11 protein-coding genes are annotated in these 14,388 nt (G+C 71.1%); 7 read left to right on the forward strand and 4 right to left on the reverse strand.

All coding sequences use genetic code 11. From position 1 onward, the window contains the following. Positions 1-10 precede the first annotated feature (10 nt). A complete protein-coding gene (locus tag ACFYYN_RS06575; protein ID WP_500321942.1) occupies positions 11-247 on the reverse strand; it encodes a hypothetical protein in 237 nt (78 codons plus the stop codon). Between the two features lie 143 nt (positions 248-390). Next, positions 391-1,068: a DUF6082 family protein gene (locus tag ACFYYN_RS06580; protein ID WP_500321940.1), complete on the reverse strand. Its 678-nt coding sequence runs from the start codon at positions 1,066-1,068 to the stop codon at positions 391-393. Between the two features lie 338 nt (positions 1,069-1,406). On the opposite strand from ACFYYN_RS06580, the gene ACFYYN_RS06585 reads away from it, so the two are divergent. From ACFYYN_RS06585 to ACFYYN_RS06605, 5 genes are all read left to right on the forward strand, one after another. Next, positions 1,407-2,414, forward strand: coding sequence for a LacI family DNA-binding transcriptional regulator (locus tag ACFYYN_RS06585; protein ID WP_354796787.1), 1,008 nt, complete (start codon positions 1,407-1,409; stop codon positions 2,412-2,414). 249 nt (positions 2,415-2,663) lie between these two features. Next, positions 2,664-4,076: an ABC transporter substrate-binding protein gene (locus ACFYYN_RS06590; RefSeq protein WP_500544910.1), complete on the forward strand. Its 1,413-nt coding sequence runs from the start codon at positions 2,664-2,666 to the stop codon at positions 4,074-4,076. A 37-nt stretch (positions 4,077-4,113) separates the two neighbouring features. Further along, positions 4,114-5,088: a carbohydrate ABC transporter permease gene (locus tag ACFYYN_RS06595; protein WP_500544912.1), complete on the forward strand. Its 975-nt coding sequence runs from the start codon at positions 4,114-4,116 to the stop codon at positions 5,086-5,088. A 15-nt stretch (positions 5,089-5,103) separates the two neighbouring features. Next, complete coding sequence (locus tag ACFYYN_RS06600) at positions 5,104-5,985, forward strand: carbohydrate ABC transporter permease (protein ID WP_500321937.1); 882 nt, start codon at positions 5,104-5,106, stop codon at positions 5,983-5,985. Between the two features lie 98 nt (positions 5,986-6,083). Further along, positions 6,084-7,733 (forward strand): glycoside hydrolase family 13 protein, encoded by a 1,650-nt coding sequence (locus ACFYYN_RS06605; protein ID WP_500544913.1) that lies wholly within the window; start codon positions 6,084-6,086, stop codon positions 7,731-7,733. Positions 7,734-7,802: 69 nt separating this feature from the next. On the opposite strand, the gene ACFYYN_RS06610 is transcribed toward ACFYYN_RS06605, so the two are convergent. After that, entirely contained in the window at positions 7,803-10,253 is a 2,451-nt protein-coding gene (locus ACFYYN_RS06610; protein WP_500545196.1) for a DNA gyrase/topoisomerase IV subunit A, read from the reverse strand. A 206-nt stretch (positions 10,254-10,459) separates the two neighbouring features. On the opposite strand from ACFYYN_RS06610, the gene ACFYYN_RS06615 reads away from it, so the two are divergent. Both ACFYYN_RS06615 and ACFYYN_RS06620 read left to right on the forward strand, forming a co-directional pair. Further along, the gene (locus ACFYYN_RS06615; protein ID WP_500357444.1) at positions 10,460-11,812 is read left to right on the forward strand and encodes a M16 family metallopeptidase; all 1,353 of its coding nucleotides are present in this window, start codon (positions 10,460-10,462) and stop codon (positions 11,810-11,812) included. 17 nt (positions 11,813-11,829) lie between these two features. Then, entirely contained in the window at positions 11,830-13,200 is a 1,371-nt protein-coding gene (locus ACFYYN_RS06620) for a M16 family metallopeptidase (protein ID WP_500321996.1), read from the forward strand. Between the two features lie 70 nt (positions 13,201-13,270). Here ACFYYN_RS06620 and ACFYYN_RS06625 read toward each other — a convergent pair whose 3' ends face one another. Beyond that, positions 13,271-14,116 (reverse strand): class I SAM-dependent methyltransferase, encoded by an 846-nt coding sequence (locus ACFYYN_RS06625; protein ID WP_500544915.1) that lies wholly within the window; start codon positions 14,114-14,116, stop codon positions 13,271-13,273. Between the last annotated feature and the right edge of the window lie 272 nt (positions 14,117-14,388).

Raw genomic sequence — 14,388 nt, forward strand, 5'->3', positions numbered from 1 at the left:
GAGCGGCGGATTAGAGGTCGGGGATGTCCTGTTTGGCGCGAAGGAGCGTGTCGCGAGTGATCACGACGATCCGCTCGTAGTCCGCCCGGGCCGCGTCGCCCGGAAGTTTGCCGTCCAGGTCAGCTGTGGCATCGGTGCCGATGACTGCAAAGTTGCCATCGGACAACTCGAAGATATCGGGGCATGTCGCGGCGGCGGTGCTTCCGCGTTCGCGAGGTGAGGCCCCGATTCTGCGCACGATCTCCACGCTGATCCATCCCGTTCCGGGAGGTCGCGCCGTTCCGTGAATGGCCCCTTCCCTCCCATGAGGCTTCGAAGATCCTTTCTCTCTAGTGGATCGAGTGCTTCCAGGGTGCAGTTTTGGTGTAGCCGTGACAGAAATTCAGCCGATCAGGGGTACCGACCTCCGCCATTGGCTTCCAGTTCTCTGATGAACGCGTCCACCATCGCCCCGAGCCGCGCTTCGTCGCCGGTGGGGTCTAGGCGGGCCTGACGGAACGGTCGGGACCACGTCCAGTACTCGCGGAACCGGCGGCTCTTCACCAGGTCGCGCAGCACCTGTTGGAACTCGATCGCGGACAGGCTGCCCAGGCGCAACACAAAGAGGTGATGGGTGAAGATCATGTTGGCGTACAACAGTTCTCGGGCCTGATCGGCGGGAACGGTCTCTAACTCCGGCCACACGGAAGCCAACTCCGGGTGCTCAATGCCGATCTTGAGGAGTTCGACGTGCAAGGTGCGCAGCTCCGCCTCGGCGGTGCGGTAGAGCTGGTTGTGCGTGCCACTCAACTCCTTCCGCTGGGCCGCCAGTTCCCGTCGCTGGAGGTGGGCCTTCCGCTGCTGTACGCCGAAGGTCACGAGCACCGCCGCCAGCGCCAGCCCGGAGAACGCGGCGTTGGCGGCCATGAAGGTGGGGGCGGCGGAGTCCTGGCCGGGGCCCGAGGGGGAGGCGAGAGTCACCATGAGCTTGCCCAGGGCCACGGCGACGGCGGCCGTGAGCACCAGGACGGCGGTGACCCCGATGACCAGCAGGGCGGCGATTCCGCCCACCTCTCTGGAACGCGCCATGTGACCCCCCGATCGGCGCACGCCCGCCCGTCATGGCGGCGGCAGCCCGAAGAAGCGAAGCTCCGGGCAGGTACGAGCGGCTCTGATCGACTGCCTCGGAGAGGTGAGAAGCACGCAGGGACGTACGGGTCCGGCACCCGCCGTCGAATGAGTGTTACCCACAGGGAACGGTCGTGAAGCGCGCTATTCAGGACAGGTGGGCGCTGTATTGGCCCAGGTTGAGGGTGAGGCGACGCTTCGGTCCCTCCTGCCACGGCGGCACCCCCGGGTGCCGGGCGTCCCAACGGTCTTGCGCATGAGCGCAAACCACTTGCATGTCATGTCGTATGCTTGCGCTCATGACGCGACGGCTTGCCGAAGTAGCGAAGAAGGTCGGGGTCAGTGAGGCCACCGTCAGCCGTGTGCTGAACGGGAAGCCGGGGGTGTCGGAGGGCACCCGGCAGGCGGTGCTCACGGCGCTGGACGTGCTGGGGTACGAGCGGCCGACGCAGTTGCGGGGGAACCGGGCCCGGCTGGTCGGGCTGGTGCTGCCGGAGCTGCAGAACCCGATCTTCCCGGCCTTCGCCGACATCGTGGGGGCGGCCCTCGCCCAGCAGGGCCTGACGCCGGTGCTGTGCACGCAGACCGCGGGCGGGGTGTCGGAGGCGGACTACGTCTCGCTCCTGCTGCAGCAGCACGTCTCCGGCGTGGTCTTCGCCGGCGGCCTGTACGCGCAGGCGGACGCGCCGCACGACCACTACCGCCTGCTGGCCGAGCGGAACCTGCCGGTGGTGCTGATCAACGCCGCGATAGAGGACCTCGGTTTCCCGCGGGTGTCGTGCGACGACGCGGTCGCCGTGGAGCAGGCCTGGCGGCACCTGTCCTCGCTGGGCCACGAGCGGATCGGCCTGCTGCTCGGGCCCACCGACCACATGCCGTCGCGGCGCAAGCTGACCGCGGCGCGGGCCGCGGCCGCCGCGGGCGGCGGGTCGCTGCCCGACGAGCACGTCGGGCGGGCGATGTTCACGCTGGAGGGCGGCCAGGCCGCGGCCGCCAAGCTCTGGGAGCGCGGGGTCACCGGGATCATCTGCGCCAACGACCCGATGGCGCTCGGCGCGGTGCGGGCGGCGCGCCGGCTGGGGCTGTCCGTGCCCGGCGACGTCTCCGTGGTCGGTTACGACGACTCGGCGTTCATGACCTGCACCGACCCGCCGCTGACCACGGTGCGGCAGCCCATCGAGGCGATGGGCCGCACCGCCGTCGAGCTGCTCGCACTGAAGATCGCGGGCAAGCAGGTGGCCTCCGACGAGCTGCTGTACGAGCCCGAGCTGGTCGTCCGCGGGACGACGGGGCCCGTGCGCGGCTGATCGGCCGCGCGCCCCCGCGGACCGGGCGGTTCCGACGACGTCGGAACCGCCCGGTCCGCGTTTGCGGCCTCGGGGTTCCCGCTCCGTTCCCGGTGTTCGCGTGCTTCGTTGCCGAGCTGCGCAAGGCCGTCAATCTTTTGCGAAATCTGCGCGAGATATTGCGGACACCTGTTTGTGGTGCTTGAGTGTGCGACGCCCCCGCTGCGTGTGGTCGGGGGCTTCCACGCTCATGCCCGAAGGGGACCACCGATGACAAGCTCCTGGTTCCGCCCCGCTCGCCGTGCCTCCGCGGCCACGCTCGTCTCCGTGATGGCCCTGGCCGTCCTCACCGCCTGCGGCACCAGCAGCAGTGCGGACAACGACAACGACGCGGGCGGCGGTTCGTCCGACCCCACCGCCCCGCTGGACCCGAAGGCCAAGGTCACGCTGACCATCGACTGCATGCCGCCGGCCGCGAAGAAGGCGGAGCTCAAGGAGTGGAAGGAGGACGTCGCCGCCTTCAACAAGAAGTACCCGAACGTGACGATCGACGGTAAGTCGACGCCCGGCCAGTGCGAGGAGCCGGCCCGCTTCACGGCCGCGCTGAAGGCCAAGTCCCAGCCGGACGTGTTCTACACGTACTTCACCGACCTGCAGCAGGTGCTCGACAACGACGGCGCCGCGGACATCTCCGCGTACGTCACCGACAAGACCGTCCCGGCCCTGAACGACATCGACCCCAACGTGCTGAACGTCCTGAAGAAGGACGGCAAGCTCTACGGCCTGCCCACCAGCAACTACACCATGGGCCTGCTGATCAACCGCAAGCTCTTCCAGCAGGCCGGCCTCGACCCCAACAAGCCGCCCACCACCTGGGAGGACGTGCGCACCGCGGCCAAGGCGATCGCCGGCCTCGGCAAGGGCATCGCCGGGTACGGCGACTACAGCGCCCAGAACACCGGCGGCTGGCACTTCACGGCCACGATGTACGGCCTGGGCGGCGACGTCGTCTCCGCCGACGGCACCAAGGCGGGGTTCAACACCGACCTCGGCAAGCAGGTCGTGCAGAACCTGCACGACATGCGCTGGACCGACAACAGCATGGGCCAGACGCAGCTGCTCAAGTGGGGCGACCTGCAGAAGCAGATGGCCACCGACAAGCTCGGCATGTTCCTGGCCGCGCCGGACGACATCACGTACATGGTCCAGCAGCTCGGCGCCGACTACGCCAACTTCGGCATGGGCCCGATCCCCGGCGGCAAGGCCACCCTCTTCGGCGGCAACGACTACATGATCAAGAAGGGCAGCTCGCCCGACAAGATCAAGGCCGCCATCGCCTGGCTGAACTTCAAGACGCTCAGCGTCGGCAAGGGCCAGTTCGAGTACGCGCGCTCCAAGGCGGACGGCCTGCCCGTCGGTCTGCCCCAGCCGGCCTTCTTCATCGGTGCCAGCAAGACCAAGGACGACCAGCTGAAGACCGAGAGCGCCACGATGCCGGTGGAGAACTTCCGCGCCTTCATGGACAACCCGATCCCCGGCAAGGCCGAGCCGCCGAAGGCCCAGGAGATCTACAAGGTCCTGGACAACGTGATGTCCGGTGTCCTCACCAACAAGAACGCGGACCCCGCCAAGCTGCTGTCCACCGCGGAGACCCAGGTCAACCAGGTCCTCGCCAACCAGTAGCCCAGGTCCCCTCGGCACCCGGCACCCAGGAGCGACGATGTCGGCCCCCAGCGCCCCCACCCTGCCCACCAGCACTCCCGCGAAGAGCCGGTCGCGCCGTACGGTGCGCCGCCCCGCCCCGGACGGCCGCCGTCCGGGGCGGGCCGGCCGCGCCCTGCGCCGCAACCTCACCGCGCACGGCTTCCTGATCGGCGCCGTGCTCTGCTTCGGGTTCTTCTCCTGGTACCCGATGGTCAGGGAGGTCCTGCTCGCCTTCCAGAAGACCGAGAACGGGGCCACCACCTGGGCCGGCTGGTCGAACCTGAACTACATCTTCCACGACCCCGCGTTCTGGCAGGCCTGGCGCAACACCCTGCTTTTCACCGCCCTGGCGCTGCTGCTCGGCTTCGCGGTGCCGTTCGTCATCGCCCTGCTGCTCAACGAACTGCGGCACGCGCGTGGCTACCTGAGACTGCTGGTGTACCTGCCGGTGATGCTGCCGCCGGTGGCCTCGGTGCTGCTCTTCAAGAACTTCTACAACCCCGAGTACGGCCTGTTCAACCGTATCTTCGAGGTGCTGCACCTGCCCCAGCAGCAGTGGCTGCAGTCCACCAGCACCTCGATGCTGTCGGTGGTCATCGCCTCCACGTGGATGAACATGGGCGGCGCCACCCTGATCTACCTGGCCGCGCTCCAGGGCATCCCCGGCGAGCTCTACGAGGCCGCCGAGCTCGACGGCGCCGGGCTCCTGCGCAAGATCTGGCACGTGACGATCCCGCAGACCCGGCTGATCCTGTCGCTGATGCTGCTCATGCAGATCATCGCCACGATGCAGGTCTTCACCGAGCCGTTCCTGCTGACCGGCGGCGCCGGCCCGGAGGGCTCCACCACCACCGTCGTCTACCTGATCTACCAGTACGCCTTCAGCTTCAACAACTACGGCAGCGCCGCGGCGCTCGGCCTGGTCCTGCTCGTACTGCTGGCGGTCTTCTCCGCCGGGTACGTGCGGCTGAGCCGCGCCACGGACGAGTAGGGCGGGCAACCACCGATGAGCAGCAGCACCCGAACGCTGATATCACCGACGCAGCTGGCCAGCCGCCGCGGCAGGATCGTCTACCGGACCGTCCTCGCCCTGGTACTGGTCGCCTTCACGCTGGTCTTCCTCGGCCCGCTGTACTGGATGGCCTCCAACGGCCTGAAGTCCACCCAGGAGTTCGCGCAGATCCCGCCCACCGCCTTCCCGCAGGCCCTGCACCCCGAGAACTACAAGAGCGCCTGGGACGTGATGGACCTGTCCCACCTGTTGCTCAACACCCTCTGGTACGCGTTCGGGGCACTCGCCTTCCAGCTCGTGTTCGACGTGGCGGCCGCCTACTCGCTGTCCAAGCTCCGTCCGGTGCTGGGCAACGTGATCCTCGGGATGATGCTCGCCACGCTGATGATCCCGGCCACCGTCCTGGTCGTACCGCAGTACCTGACCGTGCTGGACGTGCCGATCTTCCAGCGCAACCTGCTCAACTCGCCCTGGGTGATCTGGCTGCCGTCGGTCACCAACGCCTTCAACATCTTCCTGCTGAAGCGGTTCTTCGACTCGGTGCCGCAGGAACTGCTGGACGCCTCCGCCATCGACGGGGCCTCCCAGCTGCGCACCCTGTGGTCGGTCGTCCTGCCGATCTCCCGCCCGATCCTCGGAGTGGTCTCCATCTTCGCGATCGTCGGGGTCTGGAAGGACTTCCTCTGGCCGATGCTCACCCTGCCCGACCCGACGAAGCAGACGCTCAACGTCGGCATCTACTCGCTCGCCAGCGGGGTGCCGGAGAACTGGCTGGTCGCGGCCATCGCGATGGCCTCGGTGCCCACCCTGCTGATCTTCCTGATCTTCCAGCGCAACATCATGAGCGGCCTCACCGCCGGCGGCCTCAAGGGCTGAGACCCGGCCCCGACGGCCTCCGGCCGCACCCGTCCAGCACCACGCCGCCCGCCACGGGGCTGGCGGCGCGGTCCCAGCTGCCCGAAAGGACCAGTCACGTGGCAGACACCCACCCGGCCGAGGCCACCGACGCGTGGTGGCGCGGCGCCGCCATCTACCAGGTGTACGCACGCAGCTTCGCCGACGGAGACGGGGACGGCACCGGCGACCTCGCCGGGGTGCGGTCCAGACTGCCGTACCTGGCCGCGCTGGGTGTGGACGCGCTCTGGTTCAACCCCTGGTACCCCTCGCCGATGGCCGACGGCGGCTACGACGTCGCCGACTACCGGGCCATCGACCCGGCCTTCGGGACCCTGGCCGACGCCGAGAAGCTGATCGCCGAGGCACGCGCCCTGGGCATCCGCACCATCATCGACATCGTCCCCAACCACATCTCCGACCAGCACGTCTGGTTCCAGGCGGCCCTCGAGGCCGGGCCCGGCAGCGCCGAGCGCAAGCTGTTCCACTTCCGCACCGGCCGCGGCGAGGACGGCGAGCTGCCGCCCAACGGCTGGCGTTCGCAGTTCGGCGGCCCCGCCTGGACCCGGCTCCCGGACGGCGACTGGTACCTGCACCTGTTCGCCCCGGAGCAGCCCGACCTCAACTGGGCCCACCCCGCGGTGCGAAGGGAGCACGAGGACGTCCTGCGCTTCTGGTTCGAGCGCGGCGTGGCCGGGGTGCGCATCGACTCGGCGGCCATGGTCGCCAAGGACCCGGACCTGCCCGACTTCGTGGAGGGCACCGACCCGCACCCCTACATCGACCGCGACGAGCTGCACGACATCTACCGTTCCTGGCGCAGCGTCGCCGACCCCTACGACGGCGTGCTGATCGGCGAGGTGTGGCTGCCGGACACCGAGCGGTTCGCCCGCTACCTGCGTCCCGACGAGCTGCACACCGCCTTCAACTTCGACTTCCTCGCCTGCCCGTGGGACGCCGGCCGGCTGCGCGCCTCCGTCGACGCGACGCTCGCCGCGCACGCCCCGGTCGGTGCCCCCGCGACCTGGGTGCTGGCCAACCACGACGTGACGCGTACGGTCACCCGGTACGGCCGCGCCGACACGGGCTTCGACTTCAAGACCAAGGCCCACGGCATCCCCACGGACCTGGAGCTCGGCACCCGGCGCGCCCGCGCCGCCGCCCTGCTGACCCTGGCCCTGCCCGGCTCGGTCTACCTGTACCAGGGTGAGGAACTGGGGCTGCCCGAGGTCGAGGACATCCCGGCCGAACTGCTGCAGGACCCGATGTACTTCCGCTCCGGCGGCACCGACCCGGGCCGTGACGGCTGCCGGGTGCCGCTGCCCTGGTCGGGGGACGCGCCGCCGTACGGCTTCGGGGGCGAGCACCCCTGGCTGCCGCAGCCGGCGGACTGGGCGCGCTACACCGCCGAGGTGCAGGAGACGGACCCCGGTTCCCTGCTGAGCCTGTACCGGACGGCACTGGAGCTCCGCCGCGCGGAACCCGGCCTCGGCGAGGGCCCGATGGACTGGCTCGACGGTCCCGGCGACGTGCTCGCCTTCCGCCGTGCGGGCGGGTTCGCCTGCGTGGTCAACCTGTCCGCGGACCCCGCCGCGCTCCCCGCGCACCGGCAGCTCCTGCTGGCCAGCGGACCGCTCGCCGAGGACGGCCGGCTGCCCCGGGACACCTGCGTGTGGCTGCGCCTGGACGACCCGGCCGGACCCGGCGGGGCGCAGGCGTACGCGTCCTGACACCGCGTACGCCGAGGGGCGCGGCACCCGTACCGGGTGCCGCGCCCCTCATCGCTGTGGACGTGCCGGTCACACCGGGCCGGCGACCACCGAGACCCGCTTGGTGAGGGCCACGCCCGAGCCGTCCCGGCGCGGGTCCTTGGGCGGGAGGTCGGCCGGCGCGCCCGTGGAGGTGGCGGCACGGGCCGGGGTGCAGCCGGCCCAGGCGAGGAGCAGCATGTCCTCGCCCTTCAGGAAGCGCTGGCAGCGCACGCCGCCGGTAGCCCTTCCCTTGCGCGGGAACTGGTCGAACGGCGTGAGCTTGGCCGTGCCCTCCTCGGCGCCCGCGAGCGTCTCCCGGGCCCCGGCGAGGGTGAAGACCACGGCGTCGGCCGAGGGGTCGACGGCGGTGAAGGAGATCACCTTCGCGCCGTCCGTCAGCTTGATGCCGGCCATGCCGCCCGCCGGGCGGCCCTGCGGACGGACCTGACCCGCCGGGTAGCGCAGCAACTGTGCGTCGTCGGTGATGAAGACCAGGTCCTCCTCGCCGGTGCGCAGTTCGACCGCACCCACGATGCGGTCGCCCTCCTTGAGCGCGATGACCTCCAGGTCGTCCTTGTTCGCCGGGTAGTCCGGCACGACGCGTTTGACCACGCCCTGCTCGGTGCCGAGCGCCAGACCCGGCGAGGACTCGTCGAGCGTGGTGAGGCAGAGCACCTGCTCGTCCGGTTCCAGCGACAGGAACTCCGCGAGCGGCGCCCCGCCCGCCAGGTTCGGCGCACCGGAGGTCTCCGGCAGGATCGGCAGGTCGATCACGGCGATCCGCAGCAGGCGCCCGGTGGAGGTGACCATCCCGATGTCGGCCCGCGCCGTCGTCGGGATCGCCGAGACGATCACGTCGTGCTTGACGCGCTTGCCGTCGCCCGGGGCCAGGGCCTCGCCGTTCGCCGTACGGGCCAGCAGCCCGGTGGAGGAGAGCAGCACGCGGCACGGGTCGTCGGCGACCTCCAGCGGCACGGCCGCGACGGGGGCCGCGCCCGGCTCCATCAGCAGGGTGCGGCGCTCGGTGGCGTACTTCTTGGCGACCGCCGCCAGCTCGGCGCCGACCAGCTTGCGCAGCTCGGTGTCGGACTCCAGGATCCGGGTGAGCTCCTCGATCTCGGCGGTCAGCCTGTCCCGCTCGGACTCCAGTTCAATCCGGTCGAAGCGGGTCAGCCGGCGCAGCGGGGTGTCGAGGATGTACTGGGTCTGGATCTCCGACAGCGCGAAGCGCTCGATGAGGCGCTCCTTGGCCTGGGCGGCGTTGTCGCTGGAGCGGATGATCGAGATGACCTCGTCGATGTCGACCAGGGCGACCAGCAGGCCCTCCACCAGGTGGAGGCGGTCCCGGCGCTTGCCGCGGCGGAACTCGCTGCGCCGCCGGACGACCTCGAAGCGGTGGTCGAGGTAGACCTCCAGCAGTTCCTTCAGGCCCAGCGTGAGCGGCTGGCCGTCGACCAGCGCCACGTTGTTGATGCCGAAGGACTCCTCCATGGGGGTCAGCTTGTACAGCTGCTCCAGGACGGCCTCGGGGTGGAAGCCGTTCTTCACCTCGATGACCAGCCGCAGTCCGTGCTCGCGGTCGGTGAGGTCCTTGACGTCCGCGACGCCCTGCAGCTTCTTCGAGCCGACCAGGTCCTTGATCTTGGAGATGACCTTCTCCGGGCCGACCGCGAACGGCAGCTCGGTCACCACCAGGCCCTTGCGGCGGGCCGTCACGTCCTCGACGGCCACCGTGGCGCGGATCTTGAACGTGCCGCGGCCGGTCTCGTACGCGTCCCGGACGCCGTCCAGGCCCACGATCCGGCCGCCGGTCGGCAGGTCCGGGCCGGGGACGTACCGCATCAGCGTCTCGAGGTCCGCGTTCGGGTAGCGGATCAGGTGGCGGGCGGCCGCGATGACCTCGCCCAGGTTGTGCGGCGGCATGTTGGTCGCCATGCCGACCGCGATGCCCGAGGCGCCGTTGACCAGCAGGTTCGGGTAGGCGGCGGGCAGGGCCACCGGCTCCTGCTCCTGGCCGTCGTAGTTCGGCGTGAAGTCGACGGTGTCCTCGTCGATCGACTCGACCATCAGCATCGCGGCGGGCGTCGTGCGGCACTCCGTGTACCGCATCGCGGCCGGCGGGTCGTCGTTGCCGAGCGAGCCGAAGTTGCCGTGGCCGTCGACCAGCGGCACGCGCATCGAGAACGGCTGGGCCATGCGCACCAGTGCGTCGTAGATCGAGGAGTCGCCGTGCGGGTGGAGCTTGCCCATCACCTCGCCGACGACGCGGGCGCACTTCACGAAGCCGCGCTCGGGGCGCAGCCCCATCTCGTTCATCTGGTAGACGATCCGCCGGTGCACCGGCTTGAGCCCGTCGCGGGCGTCCGGGAGGGCGCGCGAGTAGATGACCGAGTAGGCGTACTCGAGGAAGGACCCCTGCATCTCGTCGACGACGTCGATGTCGAGGATGCGCTCCTCGAAATCGTCCGGCGGCGGGGTCTTCGTGGTGCGGCGGGCCATCAGGGCGCTGCTCCTTCGGCTGGACCTCATCGGATAAGGACACGGGACTGTCGCGGACCATTGTGGACCGCCCCACCGACAGCCCGGACCACCCCCCCGCCTCATACGTGGCGGTGACGGGAACTTCGCGGGCCGTTTGTCCGCTGCCTAGAGTGGCAGGTCTCAGCACAAAACAACGAGTACGCGACCGGAAGGACAGCTTGCCCATGGGTCACACGGCCACGCCGGAGGCAGAATCCGGCGGCCTCACCGCGACCGAGCACCGCCTGGCCAACGGCCTGCGCGTCGTGCTCTCCGAGGACCACCTCACCCCGGTCGCCGCGGTCTGCCTCTGGTACGACGTCGGTTCCCGCCACGAGGTGAAGGGCCGTACCGGACTCGCCCACCTCTTCGAGCACTTGATGTTCCAGGGTTCGGCGAACGTCAAGGGCAACGGCCACTTCGAACTGGTCCAGTCCGCCGGCGGCTCCCTCAACGGCACCACCAGCTTCGAGCGCACCAACTACTTCGAGACCATGCCGGCCCACCAGTTGGAGCTCGCGCTCTGGCTCGAGGCCGACCGCATGGGCAGCCTGCTGTCCGCACTGGACCTGCAGAGCCTGGACAACCAGCGTGACGTGGTCAAGAACGAGCGCCGCCAGCGGTACGACAACGTCCCCTACGGCACCGCCTTCGAGCGGCTGACCGCGATGGCGTACCCGGACGGCCACCCGTACCACCACACCCCCATCGGCTCGATGGCGGACCTGGACGCCGCCTCCCTGGAGGACGCGCGGGCCTTCTTCCGGACCTACTACGCTCCGAACAACGCCGTCCTCGCGGTCGTCGGGGACATCGACCCGGAGCAGACGCTGGCCTGGATCGAGAAGTACTTCGGCACCATCCCGTCCCACGACGGCAAGCCGGCGCCCCGTGACGGTTCACTCCCCGGGGTGATCGGCGGGGAGCTCCGCGAGGTCGTCGAGGAGGACGTCCCCTCGCGCGCCCTGATGGCCGCCTACCGGCTGCCGCACGACGGGACCCGCGAGTCCGACGCCGCGGACCTGGCGCTGACCGTCCTCGGCGGCGGTGAGTCCTCCCGGCTGCACAACCGCCTGGTGCGCCGGGACCGCAGCGCCGTCGCGGCCGGGTTCGGCCTGCTGAGGCTGGCCGGGGCGCCGTCGCTCGGCTGGCTCGACGTGAAGACGTCCAGCGGCGTCGAGGTGCCCACCATCGAGGCCGCAGTCGACGAGGAACTGGCCCGCTTTGCCGAGGAGGGCCCGACCCCGGAGGAGATGGAGCGGGCGCAGGCCCAGCTCGAGCGCGAGTGGCTGGACCGGCTCGCCACGGTCGGCGGCCGTGCCGACGAACTGTGCCGGTACGCGGTGCTGTTCGGCGACCCGCAGCTCGCGCTGACCGCCGTCAAGCGCATCCTGGACATCACCGCGGACGAGGTGCGCGCCGTCGCCGCGGCCACCCTGCGGCCCGACAACCGCGCCGTGCTGGTCTACGAGCCCACGGGTTCGGCGGACGCGTCCGGCGAGGACTCCGACGAGGACGAGGAGGGCGCGGACCAGTGACCGACGTCCACACCACCATGACGTTCCACCCGCAGCCACGGCCGGGACAGCCCAAGCCCTGGGACTTCCCGGCCCCCGAGCGGTCCACGCTGCCCAACGGGCTGACGGTGCTGCGCAGCCGGCGCCCCGGCCAGAAGGTCGTCGCCGTCGAGGTGCTGCTCACGGCGCCGCTCGACGCCGAGCCCGAGGGCCTGGACGGCGTCGCCACGATCATGGCCCGGGCCCTGTCCGAGGGCACCGACAAGCACACCGCCGAGGAGTTCGCCGCCGAGCTGGAGCGCTGCGGGGCCACCCTCGACGCGCACGCCGACCACCCCGGCGTGCGGGTCTCCCTGGAGGTCCCCGCCTCCCGTCTCGACAAGGCCCTCGGCCTGCTCGCCGACGCGCTGCGCGCCCCGGCGTTCCCGGACGGCGAGGTCGAGCGGCTGGTGCGCAACCGCCTCGACGAGATCCCGCACGAGCTGGCCAACCCCGCGCGGCGCGCCGCCATGGCGCTGTCCAAGGAGCTGTTCGCCGCCGACCTGCGCTGCTCCCGGCCGCGCCAGGGCACCGAGGAGACGGTCGCGCGCATCGACGCCTCCGCCGTCCGTGCCTTCTACGACACGCACGTACGGCCGTCCACCTCGACGGCCGTCGTGGTCGGCGACTTCACCGGGATCGACCTGGAGGCGCTGCTCGAGAGCACGCTGGGGGAGTGGAGCGGCAAGCCCGCCGAGCGCCGCCCGCTGCCCGCGATCACCGCGGACGACACCGCGCGCGTCGTGATCGTCGACCGGCCCGGGTCCGTCCAGACCCAGGTGCTCATCGGCCGCGCCGGCGCGGACCGCCACGATCCCGTGTGGGCCGCCCAGGTGCTCGGCACGTACTGCCTCGGCGGCACGCTGACCTCGCGCCTGGACCGCGTCCTGCGCGAGGAGAAGGGTTACACCTACGGCGTGCGGGCCTTCGGTCAGGTGCTGCTGTCCACGCCCGAGGGCACCGGCGTCTCCCTGCTCGGCATCAGCGGGTCCGTGGCGACCGACGTCACCGCGCCCGCGCTGGCCGACACCTGGCAGGTGCTGCGCACCCTGGCGGCGGAGGGGCTCACCGACGAGGAGCGCGACGCCGCCGTGCAGAACCTGGTGGGCGTCGCGCCGCTGCGCTACGAGACCGCCTCGGCGGTGGCCGGGACCTTCGCCGACCAGGTCGAGCAGTCCCTGCCGGACGACTTCCAGGCCCGGCTCTACGAGCGGCTGGCCGTCACCGGCACGGTGGAGGCGACGGCCGCGGCCGTCAACGCCTTCCCCCTGGACCGGCTCGTGGTCGTCCTCGTCGGCGACGCCTCCGTCATCGCGGACCCGATCCGCGAGCTGGGCATCGGCCCGGTCGAGGTCGTCACGGGCGGCTGACCGGTAGCTCCGCACCGCGGCCCCGGATGCCCTTGCGGCACCCGGGGCCGCGGTGCGCGGGGCTACCCGTTCAGCGGCCCAGCCGGGCCGCCGCCACGTTGATCCGCATGCCGCACGGAACGCGTCCGCCGGCTCCGCTCAGGCCGGCGGCCCGGTCCAGGAACACGGCGCGCAGCTCCTCGGTCGGCTCCTCGTCCAGGACCTCCATGTCGTAGAACGTCCCGGTGAGGGCGGACCAGACCTCGTGGGGCGTCCCGTCCATGCCGATGACGACCGTCTCCCAGGACAGCGGTGCGAAGCCGAGGGGTGCGAGGAGCCCGTCGAGCCCCTCCCGGCTCCGTGTCCTGCGGTCGCCCAGCCGCGGAAGACGCCGCTGCGCCGCCTTGAAGTACGGCACGGCCAGCGTCAGGAAGAGCTCCACGGCCTCGCCGGGGACGGGCCCGCCGCCGACGGCGACGGCGAACGTACCGCCCGGTGCGAGCACCCGGGCGGCCTCGGCCACGACCCGGTCGGCGTCCGGCATCAGCATGAGCGCCATGTGGGAGACCACGGCGTCGAAGGAGCCGTCGGCGAAGGGCAGCTCCTGCGCACGCCCCTGCCGCAGGTCGGCGCCGGCCAGCGCGGGCCGCCGGCGGGCGAGGGCCAGCTCGCCCTCCGACAGGTCGACGCCGGCGGGAACCGCGACCCCGCGCCCGGCGAGCAGTTCCAGCAGGGCACCGTCCGCGCAGCCGAGGTCCAGGACCCGCCGGGCGCCGGCGACACGCTCGGCGAGCACCGCGTAACTCGTCCGCCCGTCGCGGGTGGGGGCGGCCTCGGTCCCCTTCGACTGACGGCCGGGCATCCGGTCGTGGAAGGCGCGCAGGAAGTCCTCGGCGGCGCGGGCGGCGTCGGTGGCCGCCCCTGGTGTCGTGGTCACCCCGTGACCCTACGTACGCGGTGCCGCCACCGGGTCCCGTTCGGCCGGGCCGGACGGTGACGCCGGTCACCGCGGCCCGCGCCACGGCCGTGCGGGGGCTTCCGGGAGGGGTGCGCACCGCCGGGGAGCTGCGGCATCGCGGTATTGCGGACGGTTGCGACCGGTTGGCGGCCGGTGTGGCATCCCGCACATATTGCCGGATTTTTTTGGAACCGGGAGCAACGCCTGGTTAACGTCCTCGGGTTGCCCGGCGGAAGCAGCCGCCTCCCGCG

The sequence above is a fragment of the Streptomyces sp. NPDC001902 genome, assembly GCF_042891295.1.
GTDB lineage: Bacteria > Actinomycetota > Actinomycetes > Streptomycetales > Streptomycetaceae > Actinacidiphila.

What these genes read in the sequence shown, in the direction of transcription:
- ACFYYN_RS06580 (WP_500321940.1), bottom strand. Translation starts at nt 1,068, where the DNA reads ATGGCGCGTTCCAGAGAGGTGGGCGGAATCGCCGCCCTGCTGGTCATC.
- ACFYYN_RS06585 (WP_354796787.1), top strand. Translation starts at nt 1,407, where the DNA reads ATGACGCGACGGCTTGCCGAAGTAGCGAAGAAGGTCGGGGTCAGTGAG.
- ACFYYN_RS06590 (WP_500544910.1), top strand. Translation starts at nt 2,664, where the DNA reads ATGACAAGCTCCTGGTTCCGCCCCGCTCGCCGTGCCTCCGCGGCCACG.
- ACFYYN_RS06595 (WP_500544912.1), top strand. Translation starts at nt 4,114, where the DNA reads ATGTCGGCCCCCAGCGCCCCCACCCTGCCCACCAGCACTCCCGCGAAG.
- ACFYYN_RS06600 (WP_500321937.1), top strand. Translation starts at nt 5,104, where the DNA reads ATGAGCAGCAGCACCCGAACGCTGATATCACCGACGCAGCTGGCCAGC.
- ACFYYN_RS06610 (WP_500545196.1), bottom strand. Translation starts at nt 10,253, where the DNA reads ATGGCCCGCCGCACCACGAAGACCCCGCCGCCGGACGATTTCGAGGAG.
- ACFYYN_RS06615 (WP_500357444.1), top strand. Translation starts at nt 10,460, where the DNA reads ATGGGTCACACGGCCACGCCGGAGGCAGAATCCGGCGGCCTCACCGCG.
- ACFYYN_RS06620 (WP_500321996.1), top strand. Translation starts at nt 11,830, where the DNA reads ATGACGTTCCACCCGCAGCCACGGCCGGGACAGCCCAAGCCCTGGGAC.